The organism is Microbacterium sp. M4A5_1d (genome assembly GCF_053345465.1).
This window is the reverse complement of the sequence record NZ_JBKFAD010000003.1, coordinates 525199-552029: the sequence shown is the minus strand read 5'-3', so window position 1 is coordinate 552029 and position 26831 is coordinate 525199. Positions and strand designations below refer to the sequence as shown.

Here is a 26831-nt window from a genome sequence, read left to right as displayed (position 1 = left end):
TCAACCGGTGAAACGCCCCCAGCCGAAGCCGCGCCGCAGCGGCGTCCGCAGCGCGCGTGCCGAGCGCCGCCAGGCGGACTCGGGGGCCGGCTCGGGGGCGATCGCCTCCGCGGCTTCCTGGGCGTACGACTCGCTCACGACGGCGATGACGGCGGCCAGCTCCTCCGGGGTCGGATCGCCGCGCCGCACCTCGATGCGCAGGGGTCGCTCGTCGTGGCCCGCCTCGTCCCGGGAATCCTCTCGACCGCTCACAGCGGGATGTTCCCGTGCTTCTTCGCGGGCAGCTCGGCCCGCTTCCCCCGGAGCGCGCGCAGCGACTTCGCGATGTAGACGCGCGTCTGCGCCGGCTCGATGATGCCATCGAGCTCGCCCCGCTCGGCGGCCAGGAAGGGGGAGGCCACGTTGTAGGTGTACTCGGAGGCCAGGCGCGACCGCACCGCGGCGACATCCTCGCCTGCCTCTTCGGCGCGCTTGATCTCACCGCGGTAGAGGATGTTGACCGCGCCCTGGCCGCCCATCACAGCGATCTCCGCCGTCGGCCAGGCGACGTTCACGTCGGCGCCCAGCTGCTTGGAGCCCATCACGATGTAGGCGCCGCCGTAGGCCTTCCGGAGGATGACCGTCACGAGCGGAACCGTCGCCTCGGCGTAGGCATAGAGCAGCTTGGCCCCGCGGCGGATGACGCCGGTCCATTCCTGATCCGTGCCGGGAAGATAGCCCGGAACGTCGACGAGGGTGACGATCGGCACCGAGAAGGCGTCGCAGAAACGAACGAACCGGCTCGCCTTCTCGCCGGCATCGATGTTCAGAGTGCCCGCCATCTGCGAGGGCTGGTTGGCGATGATGCCGACCGTCCGTCCCTCGACCCGGCCGAAGCCGACGACGATGTTCGGTGCGAACAGCGGCTGCACCTCGAGGAAGTCGCCCTCGTCGACGATCCCCGAGATGACCTGGTGGATGTCGTAGGGCTGGTTGGGTGAATCGGGGATGACGACGTTCAGGGCACGGTCGTCGTCAGTGGTCTCCCACTCGAAGCCGGTCTCGTACACCGGGGCGTCCGACATGTTGTTGTCGGGCAGGAAGCTCAGGAGCGACCGGGCGTAGTCGATCGCGTCGTCCTCGTCCTGGGCCAGGTAGTGCGCGACACCCGAACGCGTGTTGTGGGTGTGGGCGCCGCCGAGCTCCTCCATGCCGACGTCCTCGCCGGTGACGGTCTTGATGACATCGGGGCCGGTGACGAACATCTGGCTCGTCTTGTCGACCATGATGACGAAGTCCGTGAGGGCGGGGGAGTAGACCGCGCCGCCCGCGGCGGGCCCCATGATCAGCGAGATCTGGGGGATCACTCCCGACGCCGCGGTGTTCAGGCGGAAGATCTCGCCGTACTTGCCGAGCGCCACGACGCCCTCCTGGATTCGGGCGCCACCCGAGTCGAGGATGCCGATGATCGGCATCCCGCCGCGCAGCGCGAGCTCCATGACCTTGATGATCTTCTCGCCAGCGGACTCGCCGAGCGAGCCGCCGAACGTCGTGAAGTCCTGCGAGTAGACCGCGACGGTGCGGCCGTGGATCGTGCCGACGCCCGAGACGACGGAGTCGCCGTAGGGGCGGGATCGGTCCATGCCGAACGCGGTGGTGCGATGGCGCACGTACTCGTCGAGCTCCACGAACGACCCCGGGTCCACGAGCATCTCGATGCGCTCGCGGGCGGTGAGCTTGCCCTTCTTGTGCTGCTTCTCGCGTGCCGCGGTCTCGGCGTCGACGACGGCCGTCTGGTAGCGGGCGCGGAGGTCGGCGATCTTGCCGGCGGTCGTGGACAGGTCGGGCTGGTCGGTCACGCGTTCCACCCTATCCAGCGCGGCCCCGCAGCCGTTGGAGCACACCCACAACGACGACGGCGATCGCCTGTGGAAACCCTCGGGCGCAACCCCTCGCCGAGCCGCGATCCGGCATCGTAGGGTGACGCCATGACGATCCCCGAGAACGGCTATCCCCGCGCGGCCGCGGTCTCGCCCCGCGTGCACGTCGTCGAGCACACCGATTCGACCAACGCCCACCTGCGTCGCGACGTCGAGGCCGACCCCGATGCCCACCCGCACCTCTCGGTGCTCCTGACGACCGACCAGCGCGCCGGTCGCGGCCGGCTCGATCGCAGCTGGACGGCTCCCGCGGGCACCGCGCTCGCGATCTCGGTGCTCCTGCGCGTGGGCGCTGTGCCGGTGCACTCGCGCGGCTGGATCCCCCTGGTCGCCGGTCTCGCGATGAGCGACGCCGTCTCCGCGCAGCTGCACGACCGGCAGGTCGGTGTGAAATGGCCCAACGACGTCCTCGTCGACGGGCGGAAGATCAGCGGCATCCTCGCCGAGGTCCTGCCGGGCGAGGCCGGCGACGTGATCCTGGGTGCCGGGGTCAACACCACGATGGCCGAGGTCGACCTGCCGGTCGCCACGGCGACCTCCCTCGCGGTGCTGGGGGTGGAGGTCGACGAGGACCGACTGCTCGCGGACTACCTCAGGGGCCTGCGTGACCACATCGCCCACCTCGCGGTGAGCGGCGCCGACGACGCCCTCCGGGAGCGGGTCGCCGCGGCGTGCGTCACGATCGGCGAGGACGTCGTCGTCTCGCTGCCCGGCGGCGAGACGCTGACGGGGACGGCGGAGCGCCTCGATGAGGACGGGCGCCTGGTCGTGCGGACGGGCGCTGTCGAGAGCGTCGTCGGAGCCGGCGACGTCGTGCATGTCCGCGGAGTCGGCTGAGGCCTCGCGGCATCCGGGCGTGCCGCCGAGGCGTTGTCGCACCCGCGGGCCATGATGGTGCTGTGACACAGCCAGCAGCCTCGTTCGGTCGCCCCGTCGCGCCAGCGCTCGGTGCCGCGGCCCCCGAGCTTCGTGTCGCGCGGTTGCGCCCGCACGCCGGGCCGCTCCTCTTGCCGGCGCTGCTGCTCATCGTCATCGCGGGTGTCACGGGGTACTTCACCGGGAACGTGCCCGACCCCTTCACCGACGTGATGCTGTGGTCGGCCGCGGGGCTGGTGGTCGTGCTCCTCGTCGTGCTGCCGTACCTGCGCTGGCTCGCGCATTCGTACACGATCACGACCCGTCGGGTCATCGAGACCTCGGGACTCATCGTCCGTCGCCGGTCGGAGCTCAGCCATATCCGTGGTTACGGCATCGACGAGTCGCGCGGCCCGATCCAGCGCCTGAACGGGACGGGAACGCTGACGCTCTCGAACGGCGTCGACCCCGCCATGCGGCTGCGGAGCATCCCGGCCGTCGCCCTCGTCCACGAGGTGCTGGCAGACCAGGTCGAGGTGAGCCAGATTCTGGCGCATCGCGACTCGCACAGCATGCCGATCATCGGCTCCGACGCCTGAGCATGATCGCGCCCGCTCACGCGTGCGACCCCGTCTCCGTGTGCGGGATGATGGATGCGAACCCGGAGGAGGCGCCATGTCGTTGCGAGTAGGAATCGTCGGCGGAGGGCAGCTGGCCCGCATGATGATCGCGCCGGCCGTCGAGCTGGGACTCGATGTGCGCGTCCTGGCCGAGGAGCCGGGCATGTCTGCAGCCATCGCGGCGACCGCGACGGGCGACTACCGCGACCTCGAAACGGTCCGGGCCTTCGCTCGCGACGTCGATGTCATCACCTTCGATCACGAGCACGTTCCGCAGGAGGTGCTCCGGGCGCTCGTCGATGACGGCGTCGCCGTGCACCCCGGTCCCGACGCGCTCTTCTATGCACAGGACAAGCTGCGCATGCGCGCGAGGCTCGCCGAGCTCGGGATGCCGCAGCCCGAGTGGGCCGCGATCTCCGATGCCGCCGGCCTGCAAGCCTTCCTCGACGACAACGGCGGGCGCGCGGTCGTGAAGACGCCGCGCGGTGGATACGACGGCAAAGGCGTTCGTGTCGTCCGTTCCGCGGACGACGCCGCTGACTGGCTCGACGCCCTCGAGCCGGGGGGACAGCTGCTCGTCGAGGAGCTCGTCGAGTTCACGCGCGAACTCGCGCAGCAGGTGGCGCGGCGGCCCTCCGGGGCGTGGCGTTCGTACCCCGTGGTCGAGACCGTGCAGCGCGACGGGGTGTGCGCGGAGGTCATCGCCCCGGCTCCGCGGGCGGGTCAGCGCCTCATCGAGGTCGCCGAGAACATCGGGGTCGCGATCGCGGAAGGGCTGGGTGTCACCGGCATGCTCGCGGTGGAGCTCTTCGAGACGGCCGATGACCGGCTCCTCGTGAACGAGCTCGCGATGCGCCCGCACAACAGCGGCCACTGGAGTCAGGACGGCGCCGTGACCGGACAGTTCGAGCAGCATCTCCGCGCAGTGCTCGATCTGCCCCTCGGCGACACGGCTCCGCGAGCGCCGTGGTCGGTCATGATCAACATCCTGGGCGGTCCCGTCTCCGACTCGCTCGCCGCGCGCATCCCCGCCGCTCTCGAAGCCCACCCGGGTGCGAAGGTCCACACCTACGGCAAGGCCCCGCGGCCCGGGCGCAAGGTCGGACACGTCAACCTGTCGGGCGACGACCTCGACGCCGTCGTCGGCGACGCCCGCGTGGTGGCGGCGAACTTCGACGACTGAGCCCTCGGGGGTACCGCGCCGCTCCGGGGATTCCACAGGTGGCCCGCCTAACCTGGGTCGGTGACATCCTCGCCGCTGCATTCGTCGGACGCTCCGCTCGTCGGAGTCGTCATGGGTTCGGACTCCGATTGGCGCGTCATGAGCGACGCATCGCAGGCGCTCACCGACCTCGGTGTCGCGCACGAGGTCGAAGTCGTCTCGGCCCACCGCACCCCCGACAAGCTGCTCCGCTACGGTCGTGAGGCACGCGGGCGAGGGCTGCGCGTCATCGTCGCCGGCGCGGGGGGAGCGGCGCACCTCCCGGGCATGCTCGCGTCGCTGACGCCGCTGCCGGTCGTCGGCGTGCCGGTGCAGCTCGCGACCCTCGACGGACTCGACTCGCTGCTGAGCATCGTCCAGATGCCCGGCGGCATCCCCGTGGCCACCGTGTCGATCAACGGCGCGAAGAACGCCGGCCTCCTCGCTGCGCGCATCATCGGCGCGGGCAACGCCGAGCTCGCCGATCGGCTGGAGGAGTACGCCCGCAGCCTCGAGCAGCAGGTCGAGGAGAAGAACCTCCGACTCAAGGAATCTCTGTGACCGTCACCGCTCCGCCGCGCAACCCTGCACGGCCGCGACGCGGAAGCCTTATCGAGGAGCGGCCGCTGCGGCATCCCGACACTACCTCGCCCGAGGTCATGGGTCGTCGCGGGTGGTGGCTCGTCGTGCTCAACTTCCTCCTGCCCGGCTCTGCCCAGGTGCTCGCCGGGAATCGCCGACTGGGGCGTTTCGGTCTCGCCGCAACGATCACGATGTGGGTCATCGCACTCCTGACCGTGCTGACCGGTCTGCTGTGGCGCCCGCTGCTGCTCTCGCTCGCCACCAACTGGTTCGTCCTGCTGATCGTCCAGGTGGTGATCGCGTTCTACGCGGTGCTGTGGATCGTGCTGACGGTCGACACGTTGCGTTTGGTGAAGCTCGTGCGCGCGGGCACGGTGGCCCGCATCGGCGTCCCGCTCCTGGCCATTCTGCTCGCCGTCGCGTCGACGTCGGCCGCCGCGTGGACGTTCGACCGCGTGAACTCCGTTCGCGAGACGCTCAGCACCGTGTTCGGTGCGAGTGGGCCGAGCGTTCCGCCGTCGGACGGCTACTACAACGTCCTCCTGCTCGGTGCCGACAGCGGTGAAGGCCGCGACTCCATGCGCTTCGACTCGATCTCCGTCGTGTCCGTGAACGCGGAGACCGGGGCGACCACGATCACCGGTGTCCCGCGCGACATGGGGCACTTCCCGTTCGCTCCGGGGCCGATGAAGGATCTGTATCCCGACGTCCACGAGGGACGCGTCGACCCGAACTGCGGGTGGAGCAGCGGCATCAACCAGCTGCAGACCGAGGTGGAGATCTGTCGCGACGGCAACGCCCTCTATCCGGACGCACATGACGACGGATCGTCGCCGGGGGTGGAGGCGACGAAGGACGCCGTCGAAGGCATCCTCGGAATCACGATTCCCTACTACGTCTTCATCGACATGAAGGGCTTCGCCGACCTCGTCGACGCGCTCGGCGGTGTCGACATCAACGTCGTCGAGCGCCTACCCAAGGGCGGCGGGCCCCAGTACGAGGGGCAGCCGGCCGAGGACTGGGCCGAGGGATGGATCGAGGCGGGTCAGCAGCACATGGACGGTGACACCGCCCAGTGGTATGCCCGGTCGCGCTACACGACGAGCGACTTCGACCGGATGCGTCGCCAGCGCGAGCTGCAGCAGGCGATCCTCGCGCAGATGACACCGCAGAACGTGCTCGACCGCTTCACCGAGATCGCCGACGCAGGGCAGGTGCTCGTGCAGACCGACATCCCGGCCGATCTGCTGCCGTTCCTCGCCGACATCGCGATGAAGGCCAAGGAGCAGCCGGTGACCACGATCGAGCTCACGCCCGAGAACGGCGTCGAGGAAGCGGATCCCGATTGGGCCCTCGTCCGGCAGATGGTGCAGGACGCGCTCCACCCGCAGACCCCGACCCCCGCGCCGGAGGGCTGAGCGATGACCACGGTTCTGCGGGTCGTGCTCGACCAGCTGGTCGATGTCGTCGACGCCGATTCCGCCGAGGCGTCCCTCGAAGTGGCGCGCGCGCTGGTCGCGACGGCGCCGGCGCGATGCGAGGTCGCTGCGGTCGTCCCCTCGGACGCCGCGGAGGCGGCTGCTGGGGTCGGCGGCCTGGCCCAGACCGTCCGAGCCCCGTTCCCGCGGACCGGTCTGCTGGCCTCCTGGCCGATGGGAATCCCGGGAGGCGTCGCGGGAGGGCTGCTGCATGCGCCGACCCTGCTCGCGCCGCTCGTCAAGCATGATCGGGCTCATGACAACGAGCAGACCGTCGTCACGCTGTGGGACCTCGCGGTCTGGGACACGCCCGCACTGTTCCCCCGCGCGACGGTGCTTGCGCACCGCGCGCTGCTCAAGCGCGCCGAGAAGCACGCGGACGCCGTCATCGTTCCGGCGCATGCCACTGCGCATCGCCTCGCGGAGATCGCCCCCAAGCTCAGCGGCCGGATCCGCGTCATCCCCGGGGCCGCGCCCGCCGACTTCCGCGTTCCGACCGACGCCGTCGGGCGGCGGCGCGAGCTCGGCGTGCCCGACCGGGCGGCGGTCGTCGCGGGCGGCACGGAAGAACAGCTGCGGGCCGTGCTGGCCTCCATCGCCGGGGAGCAGACCTCCAGCATCGTCGTGTTCGACGAGCCGGCCGACGTCGCGAGCGCCATCGCCGAGTCCGGGATCGACCGCGGCCGGGTCATCGTGCCCGGCCGGCTGGATGCTGCCGACCGCGCTGCCGTGCTCGACGCGGCCGTCCTGCTGATCGCGCTCTCGGACGGATCGGGGTTCCCCTGGCGGGCCGTGGAGGCGATGGTGCTCGGGGTGCCCGTCGTGGCCTGCGACTCGCCCGTGCATCGCGAGGTGCTGCTCGACGGTGCGCGCATAGCGCCGTTCGACGAACTGCGGGATGCGGCGGGGGAGGTGCTCTCGTCGCCGGACGAACTGCACCGGTGGGCCGTGCGCGCCGCCGATCGTGGCCGCGCGTTCTCGTGGCGCGATCACGCCGAGCGGGTGTGGGCCCTCCACGCCGAGCTGTGAGCCGTTGTCGTCGGTTCCTTCCTCCTATGGTGGACATATGCCCGCACGCGTAGGAGTCGTCATCCGCACGGCCGATCGGCCCGAGTTCCTCGCCCGGGCGCTCGCCGATGTCGCCGCCCAGACCCTCGGCGACCGGCGGATCATCGTGGTCAACGACGGCAGTGATCGGTCTGCCGTCGACGCCGTGGTCGGGGCGTCGGCCGTCGCCGATACGGTGACGGTGCTCGACTCCCGCGCCCCGGGCGGTCGATGTGCCGCAGCGAATACGGGCGTCGACGCTCTCGACACCGAGTTCGTCGTCATCCACGACGATGACGACTTCTGGGCGCCGGAGTTCCTCGCGCGCACAGTCGCCTTCCTCGACGACCATCCGGACGACTCGGGGGTCGGGGTCGCGACGGCCATCGTGTACGAGGAGAAGCGCGCCGGACGCTGGGTCGAGACGGGGCGCGTTCCGTTCTGGGCGGACCTGACGGCGTTGCGATTCATCGACCTGCTCGAGGTCAACCGGGCGGTTCCGATCTCGCTGCTCTACCGTCGCGCGTTGCACGAGCAGGTCGGTCTCTACGACGAGTCGCTCGAAGCCGTCGAGGACTGGGAGTTCTATCTCCGCGTCCTCGCCGTCGGGACGCTCGGCTTCATCGGGGGAGCGCCGCTCGCCTTCTGGACGCAACGTCCGAGCGCGTCGGGTGCCGAGGGAAACAGCATGTTCGCGCTGGAACATCTGCACGACCGCGACGACATGGTCGTTCGCGATCGCGAGCTCCGCGCGTGGGTGGCCGACAACGGCGCGGGGCTGCCGCTCTACTTGGGCGCCATGGAGCGGCGCATCGTCGCTGAGGTGCGGAGCGAGGTCGAGTCGCTGCGGCGCGAACTGCGGGAGCAGCGGGCTGTCATCCGCACCGAGATCGATGCGCACCAGCCGATCTGGTCGCGGCTACGTCGCCTGCGCCGCCGGATGTCGCGCTGAGTGCCGCCGTAACGGACGGATGACGAAACGGCGTGGATGCCGTCTGAATCAGGCGATGGCCGCAGAATGAATGCGTGACTTCTCCCCGCGCGCGCAGAACAACGTCATTGGCGACCGCCACGAGCGTCCGCCTCTTCGGAGGCCTCGTGGTCGGGATGCTGGCTTTGAGTGCCTGCGCCACGCCCGTTGGTGGCGCAATGACACCGACGCCGACTGCAACGCTCGAGAGCCCGACGCCCGAGCCGACCCCGACTCCGGATGACGCCGCGACCCCCGACGTGCCCAGGCCGACCGAAACGGTCGAGGTGGACACCCCCTACAACGGTGAGGTCCTCATCATCACCGCCGAGCAGCGGGGCGCGGCCCTCGAGGTGACGGCGATGGTCCCAGGCGTCAGCGAGGATGACGGAACCTGCACGCTCCGCGTCGACGGCGTCGATGTGGCTTCGATCACCAGCACAGCCGGTAACGGCGTCACGTACTGCGGCCTCATGTCGGCCGACGTCGCGTCCGACTCCGCGGCGACGCGGTTCGATGTTCAGTACGAGTCCTCGTCGACGCGGGCGCGTTCCGCCGACTCGAGCGTCGAGTCGAGCCAGTGAGCGCGCGCCGCAGCATCCGCTCGTCCGTCGCGGTTCTCGCGGCATGGGTGTGCGCCGTCGCCCTGCTCGTCGCAGCACCGGTGGCACTGTCGTCGTCGATCGCTCCGGCACCGGCAGCCGCGGCCGCATCCGGCGCGGACTTCAACCCGGGCAACATCATCAGCGACGCCGCGTTCTACGACTCGAACGCGATGGGTTCGCCTGAGATCCAGGCGTTCATGGAGCGCCAGGTGCGGTCCTGTTCGTCGGGTTACACGTGTCTCAAGGACTACCGCCAGAACACCGACACCCGTCCGGCCGATCGCTACTGCAACGGGTACGAGGGGCGTGGTAACGAGAGCGCATCGACGATCATCGATCGCGTCGCCCGCTCGTGCGGCATCAGCCAGAAGGTCATCCTGGTGCTCCTGCAGAAGGAGCAGTCGCTTGTGACGTCGACCGCGCCCTCCGCCAGAGATTACGCGGCGGCTACCGGGCAGGGCTGCCCCGACACGGCTCCGTGCGATTCCGCGACGCTGGGCTTCTTCTACCAGGTGTACTACGCGGCCCGGCAGTACAAGATCTACAAGGCTTTCCCGCGGGACTTCGGCTACCAGGCCGGCCGCTGGAACAACATCCTGTACCACCCGTACAACAACTGCGGTACCCAGCGCGTCTACATCGAGAACCAGGCGACGGCCGGTCTCTACATCTACACGCCCTACGTGCCCAATCAGGCCGCGCTCAACAACATGTACGGCGAGGGCGACACCTGCTCCTCGTACGGAAACCGCAACTTCTGGCGGCTCTACACCGACTGGTTCGGGTCGACTGAATCTGATCTCGCTCACCGTCCGGTAGGAAGCCTGGACGTGGTTGAGGTCTCGCCGGGTCAGTTCCGTGTTGCCGGCTGGGCGGCGGATCCTGACACTGCGGACTCGATCGATGTGCACGTTTACATCGGCGGGGCCGGTTACGCCGTGCGAGCGGATCGTTCGCGCCCCGACGTCGGTGCTGCTTTTCCCGGCCTGGGCGCTGCCCGCGGCTTCGACCGCACCTTCCCCGCGTCGGCCGAGGGGGAGCTGCAGGTATGCGCCTGGGCAATCAATGTCGGTCCTGGGGCAAATACGCTGCTGGGGTGTCGAAGCATGACCGCTATGGCCGGGTCTCCTATCGTGACGATCGACTCGACCCAGCTCACCGTCAGCTCGATGACCATCGCAGGATGGGCTATCGATCCGGACACCACAGAGCCCGTGAGTCTTCACGTCTACGTGGATGGTGTGGGGCGTATCTCGAGCGCAAACCGGAACCGCGCTGACCTCGCGCCACATTATCCGGCCTACGGAACACGACACGGATTCTCGGAGACGATCGCGCTGACCCCCGGTGACCATTCCGTGTGCATCTATGCCATCAACGTCGGAGTCGGCGACAACCGGACGGTGACGTGCTCGACGGTCAGAGTGCCGGGTGGCCCCGATCAAGGCCGCGAGCCGATCGGTGCTCTCGACGTTGTCTCGGTGTCGGGCCAGACGGTCACGGCAGCCGGATGGGCCATCGATCCCGACACGGCGACGGCCATTCCTGTGCACATCTACTTCGGCGCGAACGGAGTTGCGACCCAAGCGGATCGACGTCGGTCCGATATCGGAGCTGCGTTCCCGCTCTATGGCGCCGGCCACGGCTTCAGTGCGTCTGCGCCGCTGACAGCAAACAGGCTCGACGTGTGCGCGTACGCGATCAATACTGCGGGACCCAACCGTCTCCTCGGATGCAAGACCGTGGAGAGCGCTCTTGCGCCACAAGCGCTCGGCCGTAGTCCGATCGGCAGTCTCGACGTGGTATCCGTCTCGCCCGACGGCAGGTCGCTTCGAGTCGCGGGGTGGGCAATCGACCCCGATACTGCAGGCCCGACGGCTATTCACGCCTATCTCGACGGTGTTGGCGCAATATCTGAGACGAATCGCGACCGTCCGGATGTGGCTGCTTCGTACCCTGCGTACGGAGTGCGTCGAGGCTACGACGTGTCGATGCCGTTGCGCACGGGTAGCCGAAGCGTCTGCGTTTATGCCGTCGACGACACGGGGCGGTCGAATACCTTGCTCGGCTGTCGAGCTATTCCGTAGTTGAGGACGCGGCTACGGGGCCGACCATGGACAGCGGCCGTATCGTCAAAGCTCCGTCGGTCCGGTCATCTGCCTCTCGAGAGCGACGTGCGGCTTCGCGCTTGTCGACGAGACGCCCGTGCGCGGCGCGTACACGACGAGGGAGTGGAAGAGGAAGCGAGCAAAGAACGCGACAGCGAGGGTGAATGCGGTAGCCACCACGCTAGAGATGTGCCATGTTTCAACGAGCACGGCCATAACGGGGATACGGACGGCGGCTTCTGCGTTGTTGAAGGCGAACGACTTGGCGAAGCGAGAACCGAGGTTTGATGCGTTTGCGCGCATTTCACCGAAGACGAATCGTTCCTGCAGTATGAAATTACCCACGATCGTGACTTCGGCAGCGATGATGGCAGCGACAATGTAGTTGACGCCGAGCTGAGTGAGACCCCACACGATCCCGATGTTCAGGGCCGCCCCGAAAGCGCCGATGAGGGCGAAGAGGGACATCTTCCCGAACCTCAAGGCCGCGAGTTGGGCAATGAAATGCAGTCCCTGCATGAAGGACGCTTTAGAATCGCCAGCATTGCGTTCTGCGAAGTCGAACGGGATTTCGCTCACCTTGAGGGTCTCACGTGCCAGTATCTCGAGCAAAATTTTAAACCCGCGAGGCTGGAGGCCGCCCAGGTCGACCGCGCTGCGGTTCACCAAGAAGAAGCCCGTCATTGGGTCGGAGCAATACCTCAGGCGGACGGGGAACATGGATTTGGTAACGAGCGTCGACAGCCTCGACACGCCCGTTCGCACGATTCCGGCGAGCCCATGCGCAGTGCCGTCGCCGCTGTAGCGTGAGGCCACGACGATGTCAGAGCCGTTCAGCTCGAACTCCCGGATGAGTCGAGGAACGTCCTCGGGTGGGTGCTGCAGGTCGCCGTCCATCACCACGCAGACGTCCGTGGTTGCGGAATGGAGCCCGACGAGCACGGCGCCTCCCAGGCCGCCGTCGGCGTGCTCGCGGTGGATAACGCGCACCGCAATGGCCGCGTGGCGCGCCACATCACGGATGACCGCCGGGGTGTCATCGGTCGAGTCGTCGACGAAGATGATCTCGGCGATCTGTCCGTCTGACGCGGCTTCGATGCGGCGGACCAGGTCGGCGACGTTTGCCGACTCATTGTAGGTCGGCACGACGATAGTGGCTGGCGTGGTCATCTGGTCCTCTCGACGCCCCGTCCCGCGGATGCATGCGGGCCGATGGTGCTCGATTGATGATATTCGATGTGCGCCGTGTGCATGCTGAGGCTCAGGTTTGACATCAGCGGAGGTCGTCACACGGAAGGTCGACGAACCAACCATCCGGCGCGGCGGGGACGGTCACGGTCACAATGCCGGCGTCGCTGCTGCATATCCGGGCCGCATTCTCGACCTCAGGACCCCACGTCGGCCCGTTGCCTCTGGCGGCGCCGTCATCGACATGGTAGCTAGCGGCGAAAACTGAAGCCATTATCACGAGGGTCGCGATACCCGCTCCGCCGAGACGACCATCCGCGCGCCCTCCCACCGCGAGCGCGACGACCGCCCACAGCAACATGATCGGGACGATGGAGTAGCGCAAGAGCGGCACGCCGCCAGCCAGCGTCTCGGACCCCATCTTCGCGAAGTCGAACTGTTCGTAGAAGTTCAACCAGAACCCCGCGCCCCAGATGACCACCGAGGCGCCGAGGAGTGCCGTCACGAGCAATGCGCGAGAGCGTCGTCGCCATCCGTACACGACAGCGGCCGCCAGAAAGGGCACCAGCGCGACGTATGCGACGTCCCAGCCGGAATAGGCGACGAGCGCGGAAGAACCCTTGCCGCTCCCAGTGAAGGCAGAGAGTGGCGCTTGTAAAAAGTAGCCGTCAACCAGCGCGGCGGGCGAGGGGCGACCTCCGTCGCCTCGTGTTTTGTCGAAATTGAGAAACGCCCATGCCTGGATGAGAGCGCCGATCGCGGCGCCCGCATACAAGGGCCACCTCTTGGGAGCTCGCAAGCGCCACAGCAGCAGCGGTGCGAACACAGCGGCCTGAATCTCCGTCGCCACGACAAAGAGTGCCACGACGGCGAGTGCGGCGCTTCCCCACCAGCTCCGCGGTGCTGCCAAAAAGAGGAAGGGGCTCAAGAAAAGGAGCAGCCAATGTAGGTTGGCGAGATTGCCGAGCGCCTCGTAAGCCAGCCCGGGCGAGAGCACGCTGATGCTGGCCAACGCGACTCGTGACGCAGGATGGATGCGCCAATGGTCGGTGAGTCGGAAAACGAGAGCACCGACTGACGCCGCCACAAGGCACGATGCGGCCGAGGTCGCTATAGCGACATGCTCGGCCGGTATGACTGTCCAGATCGCACTGGCGATGATCTGCGGCAGCGCGTGGGTGTATCCGGCGTACGGGGTGAAAATTCCCGCGGTGAGCAGAGAGGGGTCGAGGGCGCGGGCGGAAAAGATCGCCGCGTCCTCGGCCCACAGTGCGCCGCGTTCTGTGCCGGTCAGCCGGAACCAGGCGAGAAGAAACCCTACGACGACAATGACGAGGGGAGAAAGCAACCCTGTCCATCGATATGGTCGCGCATGCAAACGATGCGCTCGAAGGTGTCGGGTGTTCCTGCCGCTCCTCGTGCTCTGGCGGGAATTTTGCGCGGGTTCGCCAGCGGTCCCGATACCGGCGCTCTCTTCGTCTGCGGGCTCGGACAGTGGTGAGCTCACGGTCGGTCTGCCCCAGTCCGGTTCGATCCGCGGGGCGCGGCCGAAGCCTCCTCGACTTGGTCAGCGGGCACAGCTCCCGGGGAGGCGCTGAGGAGAAATGTCGTAATCGCGACGAGACCGACGCCCAGAACGACGATGAGCATCCACCCGGGAATCGGTGGGAGCCAGGATGGTGTTGCGAGCCACGGTTCGGAGGCGCCGACACTGTACCGATGGGCGGTCTGAACGGTCATCACGACGGTGCCGACGGCGAACACGCCCACGGCGAGTAGACGCAGGGTGTGAACTAGCCGAGGGCCGATCTGGTCACCTCGTCCGCGTAGCCCGCGGTCCGCGACAACACCCGTAACGATCAGCAGGGTGGCGACAAGCGGCAGTGAGTACCGTCCCTGCCAGCCGATTCCCGACCACTGCAGTCCTGCCAGTACACCGGGGACGACTGTCGCTGAGGCGAAGGCGATGAGGAGGGCAACCTTCCCGCGCCGCCGCGCCACTGCGAACGCGACGACCACGTACGCCCCGATGAACATCAGCCACACCAGGGAAAGAATGTGAGGGCTCGGTAGGTCCAACCACCCGAGGTCGCCGTACATCTGATTCAACTGCTCGTAGTAGGACGCATAAAAGACTGAGATGCCCTCGATTCCCTCGGCAAGTGTATCGGGACGCTCGACTCCCACGTAGTAGGTGCCATGTCCGGCTACCCAAACAACGCTCCATACCGCGGTGGCGATCAGGGCGATCAGCACAATCTGTGTGCTGCGATCGCGAAGGTGCCGGAACGCCTCCTCCCACCCCACCGCCGTCACGACAGCCGTAGCCGCAAGAAGGAGGAAAAGGGGTGATAGACCACGCGTGACTATAAGAAGCGACCCTGACAGGAGTAGCAGTGTATGCTGCTCCGTCCACCTTCGGGCTTGGCTACGTGTAGCGAATAGCTGATAAGCCGCCACGGCGACGCAGAAGATCGTGGCGATCTCCCAAGCGCTCGGATTCACGACCATCCCCACGTACAAGGTCATCGGAGTCAGCACGAGCGCTGCGCCGACGAGCGGCCACCCGGTCGTTGCGCCGCGCCGCAGCAGCGACAACCCCCAGGCGAGGAACGTGGACGTCACGGTAGCTGCAAGCATTCGCGAGAGGTACATGCCGTATTCCGTCGGAATGATGAGGGATCCCAAGCCCACCCAGAGGTAGAACACCGGGTTGTAAAGACCGGCATTGGTCTGCGAACGAATGTCGGAGTTTGAGTCGAGACGCAGGGGCCCCTGGCAGGACGCGGTGATTTCCGGGTGGAAAGCAATGCACGCGGCGAACCTGTGAGTGTTGGCGATGCGCTCTGGCACCATCGGCTCAAGGAGGCCTGCTTGGCCGCGAACCGCTGCCGACGCGTAGATGTAGTGAGCGGCCTCGTCGGCTCCCGAGGCGATCGGCAGGAACACCGCCCCCGTCCCGAGGACCATCAGCACGGCGAGTGCGAGAAGAACAACCTCGGCCGTTCGGTGGCGATGTACGAGGTCGACGAAGGTGGAACGTATGCTCATGGGCTGCTGTTCGATCACTCTCTGCAACTGGCCTCGGAAACGCGCCAGGGCGGACCACAGACTACAGGTGAACCCTTCCAAGCTGAGTCGCGGCGCTTGTTAGGATCGAGCGTGCCCTCTGCCCCACAACCCGAGACTCTCGTCATCGTGCCCGCATGGAACGAGTGCGCGAACATCGCCGCGACGGTGGCAGAGATACGAGAGCAACCTGAGCAGTTTGACGTTCTGGTGGTCGACGATGGGTCAACGGACGGGACGGGCGCCGTAGCAGCGGGCGCAGGTGCGCGGGTACTCACGCTCCCGTTCAACATGGGCGTAGGAGGAGCGATGCGCGCGGGGTTCACCTACGCGCAGCGACATGGCTTCCAGAGAGCGATCCAGGTGGATGCCGACGGCCAGCACAACCCCCGCGACATCGCCGCCGTGCTCGCCGGCCTCAACGAGGCCGACATCTCGATCGGGGCGAGATTCGCTGACGTCGGAGACTACTCTGCGAAGGGACCGCGGCGGTGGGCAATGAAGCTGCTCGCCGGAGTCCTGTCCCGGGTGGCAAAGACGACTCTCACGGACGTGACGAGTGGTTTCCGTGCCGCCAATGCGGTCGCGATCGATCAATACGTCCGCTACTACCCGGCGGAGTACCTCGGCGACACAGTCGACTCGCTGGTGAATGCGCTGCACGCAGGTTTGACGGTCACGCAGGTGCCGGTTGCGATGCGGCCGCGGGCCTTCGGACGGCCCAGCCAGAATCCGTTCGGAGCCACGGTGTACCTGACGCGATCGGTCTTCGCTCTCAGCCTCGCGTTGATGCGTGGGCCCGCTAAACCCGTGGAAGCAGCAGCGTCATGATCATCGCCGCAGGAATAGCATTCGCGATCGTTGTCCTCGCGATCATCATCGGACTGCTTTTGAAACGCCAGCTGCGCGAGAAGTATGCAACCCTCTGGCTAATCATCGGGCTCGCTCTCCTCGTCATCTCGGTGTTCCCTGGGTTGCTCTTGCAGCTGACCGAGGTGCTGGGTGTCGAGGTGCCGGCTAACCTCATCTTCGCCCTCTCCATCGTGCTGCTCGTCGGAGTCGCCCTCCACCTCTCGTGGGAGCTGTCTCGGGCCGAAGACGAGATCCGTCGCCTCGCAGAGGAGTCTGCGATCCTTCGAACTGACCTCGACGAGTTGAGGGCACGGTTCGATTCCCGGGGCGAGAGGTCCCGCATTCACGTTGATCCGCCGCGGGACGGGCGCGCCGAGTGACGGTGCGTCGACGCTACCGGCTGCGCTCCGGCGGAAAGATCCAGTAGCGGTAACCGAAGTAGTTCCATACCGTCGTCGACGCGACGGCAATCGCCTTTCCTAGGGCCCACGGCCACCCGAGAGCATCGATGCCCGTGACGATCGCGGTGGTGGCGAAGGCGTTGAAGATCACGAGTGCTGTGTATTTGGCAGCACTCGATCCCCATCCCGCGCCGGTCTGGAACGTGATTGCCCGTTGCATCACGAATGTCAGCGCGAAGCTCGTGAAGAAGGCGATGGGCGTAGCGATCACCAGGTCGATGTGGACCAGGTCATGCAGGACGAACAGCAGTCCGAAGTCGAAGATGAAGGCAACGCCACCCACGACGAGGTACCTGACTGCGCTGTTTTTCCACATCCGCTTCACGGGTGCGGGGACGAGTGCGCTCAGCCGCACGATCGGTTCCTCGCGAGAGTGCGAGGCGCCCGACCTGCGGTTGCGCAGCGCAGCGTCACGATGTCAGGTACGCGCGGAGGGCGTCGGCGCCTGCAGTTGGTGAGAACCCGCTCGCCTCCAGTGCAGACAAATCCAGTTCGCTGTTACACGGCCTCGCTGATACGGGATGCGCTGCCCCCGCGAAGTAACTCTCCGTGCTGACCCCGCTAACGCGGCCAGCATCGTGACCAGTTTGTGCGAAGACGTCCTGCGCTACATCGAACCAGGTCGATGCGGTGCCCGACGAGCTGAGGTTGTACGTGCCGTATACGGCCGTGCTCTCGAGAAGGTGCCGGATACCGCGCGCAATGTCGTCGGTGAATGTCAGGCGCCCGATCTGGTCGTCGACGACTTTCGGGTCGATGCCTCGTTCGGCAAGCGACGCCATTGTGCGCACGAAGTTGTTGCCGTCGCCGATCACCCAGCTCGTGCGGACGATGTAGTGGCGGGGGACGACGGACACGACGGCATCCCCGGCCGCCTTCGTCTGCCCGTACACGCCGAGTGGCGACACGGGATCGTTCTCGGTGTACGCGCCGTCCTTGGTCCCGTCGAACACGTAGTCGCTCGAGACATGCACGAGCGTGATGCCGTTCGCCGTCGCGATGCGGGCGAGCGCGGCGACCGCGGTGACGTTGGCCGCCCACGCGTCGACGCGCCCTTCGGGCGTCTCGGCGAGGTCGACCTTGGTGTACGCGGCCGCGTTGATGATGGTGCTGTAGTCGCGCCAGCGACGCGCAGAGGCGAGATCCGGCGAGGTCAGGTCGAACTCGTCCCGGCCCGCATACTCCATCCACGGATGGTCGCCGAACTCGGCGCGGAGCGCGCGGCCGAGCTGCCCGTTCGCCCCCGTCACCAGGATGCGCTTCGGCGGCATCGGGACCACCTCGGAAAGACGCGGGTGGTTCTTGTCCTTCTCGCTGATCTCGACCTGGTCGAGGGGGATCGGCCACTCGATCGCGGCGGTCTCGTCGGCGAGGTTCAGGAACGTGTAGGTCGCGTCGGGCGACCAGTGGTCGTTCACGAGGTAGGTGTATGCGGTGTCGGCCTCGAGGGTCTGATACGAGTTGCCGACGCCGCGCGGGACGAAGATCGCGCGCGAGGGATCGAGTTCGGTCGTGTAGACGGCGCCGAAGGTCGGCCCCTCGCGAAGGTCGACCCAGGCGCCGAAGATGCGGCCCGTGGCGACGGAGACGTACTTGTCCCAGGGTTCGGCGTGGATGCCGCGGGTCGTGCCGACCGCGTCGTTGAACGAGATGTTGTTCTGCACCGGGCCGAAATCGGGCAGATCGATGCCCGACGCGGTCATCTTCTCGCGCTGCCAGTTCTCCTTGAACCAGCCGCGTGAATCGCCGTGCACCGGGAGGTCGAGGACGACGAGCCCCGGGATGGGGGTCTCGGTGACGGTGAGCGCTTTACCGAACTCGATGGCCACGGGTCACTGCCCCTTCGAGGCGTAGAAGGCTTCGACGCCGTCCTTCGCGGGCGCCCACCAGTCCTCGTTGTCGCGGTACCAATCGATGGTGGCCTTCAAGCCGGCCTCGAAGTCCTGGTAGCGGGGCGTCCAGCCGAGCTCGGTGCGGAGCTTCGTGGAGTCGATCGCGTAGCGCAGGTCGTGCCCGGGGCGGTCGGTGACGTGGTCGTACGCGTCGGTCGGCTTACCGGTGAGAGCGAGGATGAGTTCGACGACGGTCTTGTTGTCTTTCTCGCCGTCGGCACCGATGAGGTACGTCTCGCCGATGACGCCCTTGTCGAGGATTGTCAGCACGGCGGAGGAATGGTCGTCGGCGTGGATCCAGTCGCGGACGTTCTCTCCCTTGCCGTAGAGCTTGGGACGGATGCCGCGCAGCACGTTGGTGATCTGGCGGGGAATGAACTTCTCCACGTGCTGGTACGGCCCGTAGTTGTTCGAGCAGTTGCTGATCGTCGCCTTCACCCCGAATGAGCGGACCCAGGCGCGCACGAGCAGGTCGGAACCGGCCTTGGTCGACGAATAAGGCGACGACGGGTTGTAGGGGGTGTTCTCGGTGAACCGCGCCGGGTCGTCGAGCTCGAGGTCGCCGTACACCTCGTCGGTGGAGATGTGGTGGAACCGCTTGTCGTGCTTCCGCGCGGCCTCGAGCAGGGTGTAGGTGCCGACGATGTTCGTGTCGAGGAACGGGCGGGGGTCGTGGAGGGAGTTGTCGTTGTGCGACTCGGCCGCGTAATGCACGACGGCGTCGACCTGGCCGAACAGCTCGTCCACGAGCGCGGCGTCGGCGATGTCGCCCTGCACCAGGCGCACCCGGTCCTCGGGCAGGCCCGCAAGCGATGCGGCATTGCCGGCGTAGGTGAGCTTGTCGAGCACGATCACCGAGTGGTCGGTGTTGCCGATGACGTGGTGAACGAAATTCGAACCGATGAACCCGGCGCCGCCGGTCACAAGAAGGGTGGACACGCTCCCCAGGCTACCTGCCTGCACCTGACGGCTGAGGGAACGCGCCTAAAGCTCTCACGCTCGCTCGGTAGAATTCATCGGCCGCAGACCGCGGCGTGAAGGGAGCCGTCCGCCGACATGGATGAACCGGCAGAGCGTGTACGACGCCGATTGGTGTATGCCGTCGAGGGCCCGCGCGCGGTGGTGGACGACCACGTCATCCACGCCCTTGAGGCGCTCCGTCCTTTGATGGACGACATCGTCGTCATCGTCCCGGACGCGCTCGAGGTCGTCGAGCGTCAGCGCCTGCGCGCGGTCTGCGACTCGATCGCCGAACCGGCGCAATCGGTGTTCCAGCCGACCGACTACCGCGACGCGATCCGGCAGCGCCGGGATGAGGCGGGGCCCGCGCACGAGGTGATCTTGAGCGGTGACTCGTGGTTCGGACCGGTTTCGGATTTCTCCGCGGTGATCGACCGCATGGCCGAGGTTCCCTGCGCGGCCTGGCAGCTGGTCGAAAACGCTCACGGTCACCAGCCCGAATCCTTCCCCGGCGAGGGCTTTCCGCTGCTGACTGCGCCCTGGGTGTGGACGGTTCTGCGCGAGGAGGCCCTGAGCAGCATGGCCCTCGAAGAGTTCTGGGTCTCTCACGCAGAACGTCCGCACGACGCCGAGTACGCGCTCCCTCGTGCACTGCGCGAGGCGGGGCTGACGGTGGAGTTCGCTTTCCCCGCATCGGACTTCCGCAGTGGCGACCCGCTCGTCTTCAGCGCTCGTGCACTGTTGAGTGCCGGGTGCCCCGTCGTGGGAAAGGCGCAGTTCCGGCTCTTTCCTCCGTATCTCGACCAGCACGCGGTGATCGGGCGCGAGATGCTGGCGCGTCTGGATGAGAATGGTTTTCCCACGGGGCTGATCCGGCAGAGCCTCGCGCGGTCGGTTCCCCCGAAAGCGCTCAATACGAACGCCGGCATGCTCGACGTCCTCCCGCTGCAGGCGCGCCCCGACACGAGCTCGGTGGACTCTCTCGCCATCATCGTCATCCTCCACGTCAGCGAGTTCGTCGGGCTCGACGAGGTGTTGCAGGCGATCCGGAACGTTCCCGCCGGCTACGACCTCCTGGTCACCACGGGCGACGGCATGACTGCCGCGCAGGTGCAGGCCCGCCTGGAAGAGCTGAACGATCTCGGTTTCGGTTCGCTGGAAGTGCGCGTGGTGCCGCCCGGCCCGGGGCGCGACATGAGCGACTTCTTCGTCGGCTGTCGCGACGTGCTGCTCAACGGGGGCCACGACATCGTGATGAAGCTCCACAATCGGCCATCTCCTCGCAAGACCCTGAACCTGCGCCGCTACTCGCGTCGATATCAGCTCGATAATCTGCTGGGCAGCAGCGGGTACGCCCGCAACCTCCTGCAGATGTTCGTTCGAGAACCCGGACTCGGGCTCGTCTTCCCGCCGATGGTCCACATCGGGTTCGGCACGATGGGCCGCGGCTGGGCGGGTCTCGAAGGACCGACCACGCGGGTGCTGGACAAGCTCGGCATCCGCGTGCCCGTCGATGCGGTCTCGCCGCTCGCACCCTACGGCGGCATGTGGATCGCGCGTCCCGATGCCCTCCGGAGAATGGTCGAACCGCGGTGGCGGCACGCCGACTACCGTCGGGGTCGGCGCGATCGCGAACTCGCGCACGTCCAGGAGCGCACCGTCGTGCTGGCCGCGGCTGAAGATGGGTTCCACGCACGCACTGTGCTGACGCCCGAGCACGCGAGCATCAGCCACACTGCGCTCCAGTTCAAGACCGATCAGGTGTCGATGTCGGTTCGCGGCTACCCGATCGATCAGATCCGGTTCCTACATGGAGCGGGCGCGATGGGGTTCGGCAGGCCGGTCGGCCTGTTCCGCATGTACCTGCGGCTCAATCACTTCGGCATGGCGCGGCGTCTGCTGCCGATCTACTACTTCGCGCGGCGCGGCTACGGCGTGGTTGCGCGCGCGCGGCGCGTGCTGTCGCGGGGCCTGCGACGCGGGGAGGATTCGGAATGAAAACTGCGGAGCTCGTGAACTTCCCGGCTCGCGCCGCTGCGGAGTTCCCCGAAGGGGGCAAGCGCGCCCTGATTTACGTGGTCTACGACCGTCGGGGCGACGTCGAGGCCTACATCCCATATGCATTGGGCCAGCTGCGCGCTCATTGTGACCACATCCTCGTCGTCGTCAACGGTCTTCTCACCGACGCCGGCCGCGAGGTGCTCGAGCCGGTCGCCGATGAAATTCTCGTGCGCGAGAACCGCGGCTTCGACATCACCGGTTACAAGGAGGGTCTCGAACATCTGGCTGATGGCCTCCAGGAGTGGGACGAGGTCGTCCTTGCGAACGACACGTGGTTCGGACCGATCGGCGACTTCGGGCCGCTGTTCGAACGCATGGAGAAGCGGCCCCTGCATTTCTGGGGCATGACCGACCACCCGCGTGTCGAGCCGAACCCATTCACCGGAGACTCTTATCTCGCCTATCACCTCCAGTCCTATTGGATGGCGGTTCGGCGCGACATGTTCCTCTCGGAGGAATGGAACCGGTACTGGCGCGATCTGCCGTCGCTCGACAGCTACTCAGATGCCGTCGCGAAGCACGAGGCAGTCTTCACCGAGCGTTTCGTAGACTTCGGGTTCGTCGCCGAAGTCGCCTTCCCGAGCCTGACCGACAAGATCGAGAACAACGCCGTCCTCTACGCGCAGCAGCTCATCGAGGCGGGCTGTCCGACGCTGAAACGGCGCCCGTTCTTCCAGTGGCCGCCGTTCATGGATCGCCTTTCGGTGATCGGCCGGTGGACGCTCGAAGCCGCAGAGCGCCGGGGCTATCCGATGGAGCTGATCTACCAGGATCTCGCGCGCAACGTCGAACCCCAGACACTGAACGCGGATGCCGCCATGCTCGAGGTTCTCGCGGAGGAGGACGACGGGACCTACGACGCTACCCGCCCGCTGCGGACACTCGCAGTCGCCCACATCTACTACCCCGAGATGACCGACGAGATCATGGATCAAATCGACACCCTTCCGGGTGCGTACGACCTGGTCATCACGACCCCGGAGGAGGACCGCGCCCGCAGCATCCGCGATCATCTGTCTCGGCGTGCCGCGCGGGGCTCGGTCGAGGTGCGGGTGCTCCCCTCGAACAATGGCCGCGATCAGGCCGCGTTCCTGATCGGCTGCCGCGACGAGCTGCTCGACGGGGGATACGACCTCGTCGTGAAGGTGCACTCGAAGAAGACACCCCAGGACTCCGACAACGTCGGACGTCACTTCAAGCTCCAGCAGTTCGAGAACTTGCTGTTCTCGAGCGGCTACACCGCCAATCTCGTCGCGCTCTTCCAACGCGAAGCGGGTCTGGGCATGGCCTTCCCACCGGTCGTGCACATCGGGCACCCGACGCTCGGACACGGGTGGTGGGCGAACAAGCCCGGATTCCTCGAACTGATGGCGAAGATGGGTGTGCGTGTGCCCGTTGACGAGGGGACGCCGCTCGCGCCTTACGGGTCGATGTTCTTCGCCCGCCCTGAAGCGCTGCGTCGCCTCGTCGAGCAGCCGTGGGACTACGACCAGTTCGGTGGCGCTGAGGCATACGTCGACGGCGGGCTGGCGCACATCCTCGAGCGTGTCCCCGCGTACGTCGCGGGCGAGGCCGGTTACCACACGCGTACGGTGGCGTGTCCCGACTACATGGCCGTCAGCTACACCGCGCTGGACTACAACTTCGACCAGATCTCGGTGACGTTGCCGCCCGCTTCGACGATGGAGCAGATCGAGTTCTTGCGCCGCGCCGGCGAGTTCGAGTGGGGAACCTTCCGCGACTTCCTGAAGATGTATGCCAGGCTGCACCGGCCCCAGCAGGAGGATCGCCTCCTGGCGGCATACGACCGGTCGGTGGTGTGGCGACGACGGGTCAGGCGGGTGCTGCGGCCGCTGCGACGTCGCTAGCGTCCGGGTGTCGCTGCTGTGCGCGCGCGCAGGGCCGTCTCGAGCAGCGTCGAAGCTCGAGCGTCGAACGAGTGCTGCTGGCGTATCTGGGTCGAGATCCGGTCGGCTTTCTCCCCGGACGGGAAGAGACTCTCCGGTTCCTGCCGGAGCAGGCCGAGGAGCTCGGGAACAGTGCGGTAGGTGCGCACCATGCCGCCGAACAGGTCGTCGATTCCCTCGACGTCGTCGCTGATCGCACGTCCGCCAGCGGCGACGACGTCGAAAAGCCGGTTCGAGATGAACCCGGATGCCTGCATGGCCGGCCAGTGGTCGTTGAGGACGAGTCGCGCGCCCTCGTAAAGCGCGGGCAGGTCAGCGTTCGGCACGCCCGACGCGACGACAGACGACGCCGGGATCCAGCCGGTCCAGTCAGGGCCGTAGACATCGACCTCGTGGCCGGCGCGGATCGGCTCGATGACGGAAGGCCGAGGGATGCCGCGGGCCGTCCCGACGAACACGATCCGATCAGTGCGCTCTGCGCCCGTAGGGTGGAAGCGGTGCACGTCCGTGCACTGCAACAGCGGCTCGATCGGCCCGAGGGCGCCCGCTGTCGAGCGGATCCACTTCTCGGACGCGGCGAAGACATGGTCGAACGCCGCGGTCTCGTCGCGTGTCAGCTGGTCGGGGTGGCTGATGATCCACAGCAGCGAGATCGCCGACCGATGTGGCTCGATGCGCTCTGGTCCGCGCAGGACCACTTCGACGTCGTCGAGATGATGGGACGGCCGATTGCGGGCTCCGATGGAGTCGATGACGACGTCCTGGCCCCGGCGGCGGAGCGCGTCGGCGAGCCCGCGGGCGAAGTGCGTGTCACCCCACCACTCCGCACCGAGCCCGGCCGGCGCGGCGGTTTTCAGCGCCCATCGCAGCCGGGGCGCCGCGGATCGAGCCGCCGGCGCACGCCGCCCGAGTTGTGCATCGTCAGGGTTGACGGTCGCAAGGTCGATGCGGGCGACGAGGTGGTCGAGGCCATCGGTCATGCCCTGGGCCGCCTCGACCCGCGTATGAGCCGGCAGATGGCGCACGGGGGAGATGACCCACGCGTCCGTGCGGACCTGAGCCGTCTCCGGCGTTGCCGAGTCGCCGACGGTCATCGCGAACGTCGTCGAGGCGACACCATCGACACGCACGCGCGGTCCGAGCCCGCGCGCATCCTCGGCCGGGTGGCCCTGCAGGAGCGGATGCAGACGCGAGCCGCGACGCACCAGACCGCCGTTGATCACGACGCCGTCCACGTCCAGGACAAGCGGTGACGTGATCCCGGTATCCGCTTCGGAGAGGGCCACGACGCTTTCGGTCGTGATCTCGTCACCCGGTCCGCGGACGATCAGGCGCGAGCCGGGAGTGAGCTGACGAGCGGCGGTTGCGACGACGGAAGTTCGGGGCGCATCGGAGATGACGAGTGTCCCCGTCGTGCCGGCGGAACCCGCCGCGGCGGGCAACCAGGCGTCGGGCCGTTCGCCGTCCACGGCGAGGACAAGACGGGCGCCGAGTCGTTCACTCGCCTCTGCGGCCGTCTCGATCGTGAGGCTGAAGTCGCGTTCGAGGTCGGACAGGCGCCACAGAAGAACGACGTCGACGGACGTCAGTTCAGCGAGGTCGCTGAGCCACGAGGCTCGTTCCGACCGGGAGAGAGCTCGGTTCACGAGGGCCGAGATCTGGTCCGCGTGCGTCGTCGTCGTGTCGCCGGGGAAGCCGAAGTCGAGGGCCGATCCCGCCTGCAGGCTGCGCCAGGCGTGACCGAGCGGGCCGGCAGGGTCGTCCGAGGACTCAGGGTGGGCGAGAGCGTAGCCGGGGGCATCCCACAGCAGGCTGGTGCGGATGCGGCGGCGGTCGTTGATCAGGTACGCGTAGAGCGCCGGAACCCGGCCCGCGTCGGAGAGCTGCATCGACACCATCTGTTCCGAGAACAGCGGGTTCAGGACGAAACCGTCGCGGAAGCCCCGGCGGACGTAATGCCGCACGGCGGCGCGCGGGCTGAGGCCGGGCCGCTGAGCGGAGACGGCGACCGGGTCGACGATGTCGGCACGGTTGATGGTCCGCGCCCACCAGACCCGGTCGATGCGACGGATGATGGGCCCACCCCACCACGAGCCCCGGACGTCTCGCACGCGCGCGCGGGCGACCGCGGCCGCGCGCCGGATGGTCGTCCGGACGATGGTGCCAGGCGACGCGGGGCGGGGGGTCACCGACCGCGCTCGAGGACCTCGAGCAGGTACGTTCCGTATCCGGACTTCACCAGCTTCGCCGCGCGGTTGCGCAGTTCGTCGTCGGTGAGGAACCCCTGACGCCAGGCCACCTCCTCGGGAACGCCGATGCGCAGCCCCGTCCGCCGCTCCATCGTGCGCACGTAATCGGCAGCGTCGGTCATCTGGTCGAAGGTTCCGGTGTCGAGCCAGGCGGTTCCGCGGGGGAGGACCTCGACCTGCAGCTTGCCCCGTTCGAGGTAGGCGCTGTTGATGTCGGTGATCTCGTACTCGCCGCGAGGGGAGGGCTGGAGATCGCGGGCGATGTCGATCACGTCGTTGTCGTAGAAGTACAAGCCCGGAACCGCGAAGTTGCTCTTCGGCTCGCGGGGCTTCTCCTCCAGCGACACAGCGCGGCCCTCGCCGTCGAACTCGACGACGCCGTAGGCGGAAGGCTCGCCTACCCAGTACGCGAACACGGCTCCGCCGTCGACATCCGAGTATCGCTTGAGCTGCGAGCCCAGGCCGGGACCGTAGAGGAGGTTGTCGCCCAGCACGAGGGCGACCTTGTCGTCGCCGATGAAGTCCGCTCCGATGGTGAACGCCTGCGCCAGTCCGTCAGGGGACGGCTGCTGCGCGAACGTGAGCGAGATCCCGAACTGCGACCCGTCGCCCAGCAGCCGTTCGAAGAACGGCGCATCGTGCGGGGTCGTGATGATCAGGATGTCGCGGATACCCGCGAGCATCAGCGTCGACAGGGGGTAGTAGACCATCGGCTTGTCGTATACCGGGATCAACTGCTTCGAGACGCCCAGCGTGATCGGGTGCAGACGCGTGCCCGAACCGCCGGCGAGAATGATGCCCTTCATG

23 protein-coding genes are annotated in these 26831 nt (G+C 67.3%); 13 read left to right on the top strand and 10 right to left on the bottom strand.

Annotated elements, in window-relative coordinates; translation table 11 throughout:
• Together ACLBWJ_RS14505 and ACLBWJ_RS14500 are read right to left on the bottom strand one after the other, a co-directional pair.
• Entirely contained in the window at positions 1 to 252 is a 252-nt protein-coding gene (locus tag ACLBWJ_RS14505) for an acyl-CoA carboxylase subunit epsilon (protein ID WP_181574234.1), read from the bottom strand.
• Positions 249 to 1838 (bottom strand): acyl-CoA carboxylase subunit beta, encoded by a 1590-nt coding sequence (locus ACLBWJ_RS14500; protein ID WP_181574233.1) that lies wholly within the window; start codon positions 1836 to 1838, stop codon positions 249 to 251. Before ACLBWJ_RS14500 ends, ACLBWJ_RS14505 begins: the two co-directional genes overlap by 4 nt.
• Before the next feature lie 129 nt (positions 1839 to 1967).
• On the opposite strand from ACLBWJ_RS14500, the gene ACLBWJ_RS14495 reads away from it, so the two are divergent.
• From ACLBWJ_RS14495 to ACLBWJ_RS14455, 9 genes are all read left to right on the top strand, one after another.
• Positions 1968 to 2756: a biotin--[acetyl-CoA-carboxylase] ligase gene (locus ACLBWJ_RS14495; protein WP_447660619.1), complete on the top strand. Its 789-nt coding sequence runs from the start codon at positions 1968 to 1970 to the stop codon at positions 2754 to 2756.
• Between the two features lie 62 nt (positions 2757 to 2818).
• Complete coding sequence (locus ACLBWJ_RS14490; protein ID WP_447660618.1) at positions 2819 to 3373, top strand: PH domain-containing protein; 555 nt, start codon at positions 2819 to 2821, stop codon at positions 3371 to 3373.
• 76 nt (positions 3374 to 3449) lie between these two features.
• A complete protein-coding gene (locus tag ACLBWJ_RS14485) occupies positions 3450 to 4577 on the top strand; it encodes a 5-(carboxyamino)imidazole ribonucleotide synthase (RefSeq protein ID WP_447660617.1) in 1128 nt (375 codons plus the stop codon).
• 111 nt (positions 4578 to 4688) lie between these two features.
• Positions 4689 to 5156 carry a 5-(carboxyamino)imidazole ribonucleotide mutase gene (gene purE, locus ACLBWJ_RS14480; RefSeq protein WP_323987766.1) on the top strand — a complete coding sequence of 156 codons (468 nt, stop codon included), beginning with the start codon at positions 4689 to 4691 and terminating at the stop codon, positions 5154 to 5156.
• The gene (locus tag ACLBWJ_RS14475) at positions 5153 to 6595 is read left to right on the top strand and encodes an LCP family protein (protein WP_447660616.1); all 1443 of its coding nucleotides are present in this window, start codon (positions 5153 to 5155) and stop codon (positions 6593 to 6595) included. Before purE ends, ACLBWJ_RS14475 begins: the two co-directional genes overlap by 4 nt.
• A 3-nt stretch (positions 6596 to 6598) precedes the next feature.
• Positions 6599 to 7684 (top strand): glycosyltransferase, encoded by a 1086-nt coding sequence (locus tag ACLBWJ_RS14470; RefSeq protein WP_447660615.1) that lies wholly within the window; start codon positions 6599 to 6601, stop codon positions 7682 to 7684.
• A gap of 37 nt (positions 7685 to 7721) precedes the next feature.
• On the top strand, positions 7722 to 8654 hold the full coding sequence (locus tag ACLBWJ_RS14465) for a glycosyltransferase family 2 protein (RefSeq protein WP_447660614.1): 933 nt from the start codon (positions 7722 to 7724) through the stop codon (positions 8652 to 8654).
• A 197-nt stretch (positions 8655 to 8851) separates the two neighbouring features.
• Positions 8852 to 9256 carry a hypothetical protein gene (locus tag ACLBWJ_RS14460; RefSeq protein WP_447660613.1) on the top strand — a complete coding sequence of 135 codons (405 nt, stop codon included), beginning with the start codon at positions 8852 to 8854 and terminating at the stop codon, positions 9254 to 9256.
• On the top strand, positions 9253 to 11364 hold the full coding sequence (locus tag ACLBWJ_RS14455; RefSeq protein WP_447660612.1) for a hypothetical protein: 2112 nt from the start codon (positions 9253 to 9255) through the stop codon (positions 11362 to 11364). The genes ACLBWJ_RS14460 and ACLBWJ_RS14455 overlap by 4 nt, the downstream gene beginning before the upstream one ends.
• 45 nt (positions 11365 to 11409) lie before the next feature.
• Here the strand turns inward: ACLBWJ_RS14455 and ACLBWJ_RS14450 are convergent, their stop codons facing one another.
• From ACLBWJ_RS14450 to ACLBWJ_RS14440, 3 genes are all read right to left on the bottom strand, one after another.
• Positions 11410 to 12555: a glycosyltransferase gene (locus tag ACLBWJ_RS14450; protein ID WP_447660611.1), complete on the bottom strand. Its 1146-nt coding sequence runs from the start codon at positions 12553 to 12555 to the stop codon at positions 11410 to 11412.
• Positions 12556 to 12658: 103 nt separating this feature from the next.
• Positions 12659 to 13921 carry a hypothetical protein gene (locus ACLBWJ_RS14445; protein ID WP_447660610.1) on the bottom strand — a complete coding sequence of 421 codons (1263 nt, stop codon included), beginning with the start codon at positions 13919 to 13921 and terminating at the stop codon, positions 12659 to 12661.
• Positions 13922 to 14076: 155 nt separating this feature from the next.
• A complete protein-coding gene (locus ACLBWJ_RS14440; RefSeq protein WP_447660609.1) occupies positions 14077 to 15624 on the bottom strand; it encodes a DUF2142 domain-containing protein in 1548 nt (515 codons plus the stop codon).
• A gap of 147 nt (positions 15625 to 15771) precedes the next feature.
• On the opposite strand from ACLBWJ_RS14440, the gene ACLBWJ_RS14435 reads away from it, so the two are divergent.
• Entirely contained in the window at positions 15772 to 16473 is a 702-nt protein-coding gene (locus ACLBWJ_RS14435; protein WP_447660608.1) for a glycosyltransferase family 2 protein, read from the top strand.
• Positions 16470 to 16874, top strand: coding sequence for a DUF2304 domain-containing protein (locus tag ACLBWJ_RS14430; RefSeq protein WP_447660607.1), 405 nt, complete (start codon positions 16470 to 16472; stop codon positions 16872 to 16874). Before ACLBWJ_RS14435 ends, ACLBWJ_RS14430 begins: the two co-directional genes overlap by 4 nt.
• A gap of 13 nt (positions 16875 to 16887) precedes the next feature.
• On the opposite strand, the gene ACLBWJ_RS14425 is transcribed toward ACLBWJ_RS14430, so the two are convergent.
• Genes ACLBWJ_RS14425 through rfbB form a run of 3 tightly spaced genes read right to left on the bottom strand, consistent with a single transcriptional unit; the run spans position 16888 to position 19786 of the window.
• Positions 16888 to 17310, bottom strand: a complete 423-nt coding sequence (locus ACLBWJ_RS14425; RefSeq protein WP_447660606.1) for a GtrA family protein — start codon at positions 17308 to 17310, stop codon at positions 16888 to 16890.
• Positions 17311 to 17365: 55 nt separating this feature from the next.
• On the bottom strand, positions 17366 to 18784 hold the full coding sequence (locus ACLBWJ_RS14420) for a sugar nucleotide-binding protein (RefSeq protein ID WP_447660605.1): 1419 nt from the start codon (positions 18782 to 18784) through the stop codon (positions 17366 to 17368).
• A 3-nt stretch (positions 18785 to 18787) separates the two neighbouring features.
• Complete coding sequence (gene rfbB / locus ACLBWJ_RS14415) at positions 18788 to 19786, bottom strand: dTDP-glucose 4,6-dehydratase (RefSeq protein WP_447660604.1); 999 nt, start codon at positions 19784 to 19786, stop codon at positions 18788 to 18790.
• A gap of 117 nt (positions 19787 to 19903) precedes the next feature.
• Between rfbB and ACLBWJ_RS14410 the strand changes: the two genes are divergently transcribed.
• Both ACLBWJ_RS14410 and ACLBWJ_RS14405 read left to right on the top strand, forming a co-directional pair.
• Positions 19904 to 21805, top strand: coding sequence for a rhamnan synthesis F family protein (locus tag ACLBWJ_RS14410; protein ID WP_447660603.1), 1902 nt, complete (start codon positions 19904 to 19906; stop codon positions 21803 to 21805).
• Complete coding sequence (locus ACLBWJ_RS14405; protein WP_447660602.1) at positions 21802 to 23736, top strand: rhamnan synthesis F family protein; 1935 nt, start codon at positions 21802 to 21804, stop codon at positions 23734 to 23736. Before ACLBWJ_RS14410 ends, ACLBWJ_RS14405 begins: the two co-directional genes overlap by 4 nt.
• Here the strand turns inward: ACLBWJ_RS14405 and ACLBWJ_RS14400 are convergent.
• Both ACLBWJ_RS14400 and rfbA read right to left on the bottom strand, forming a co-directional pair.
• Positions 23733 to 25964, bottom strand: coding sequence for a glycosyltransferase family protein (locus tag ACLBWJ_RS14400; RefSeq protein ID WP_447660601.1), 2232 nt, complete (start codon positions 25962 to 25964; stop codon positions 23733 to 23735). The genes ACLBWJ_RS14405 and ACLBWJ_RS14400 overlap by 4 nt on opposite strands.
• Positions 25961 to 26830, bottom strand: a complete 870-nt coding sequence (gene rfbA, locus ACLBWJ_RS14395; RefSeq protein ID WP_447660600.1) for a glucose-1-phosphate thymidylyltransferase RfbA — start codon at positions 26828 to 26830, stop codon at positions 25961 to 25963. Before rfbA ends, ACLBWJ_RS14400 begins: the two co-directional genes overlap by 4 nt.
• Position 26831: the final 1 nt, after the last annotated feature.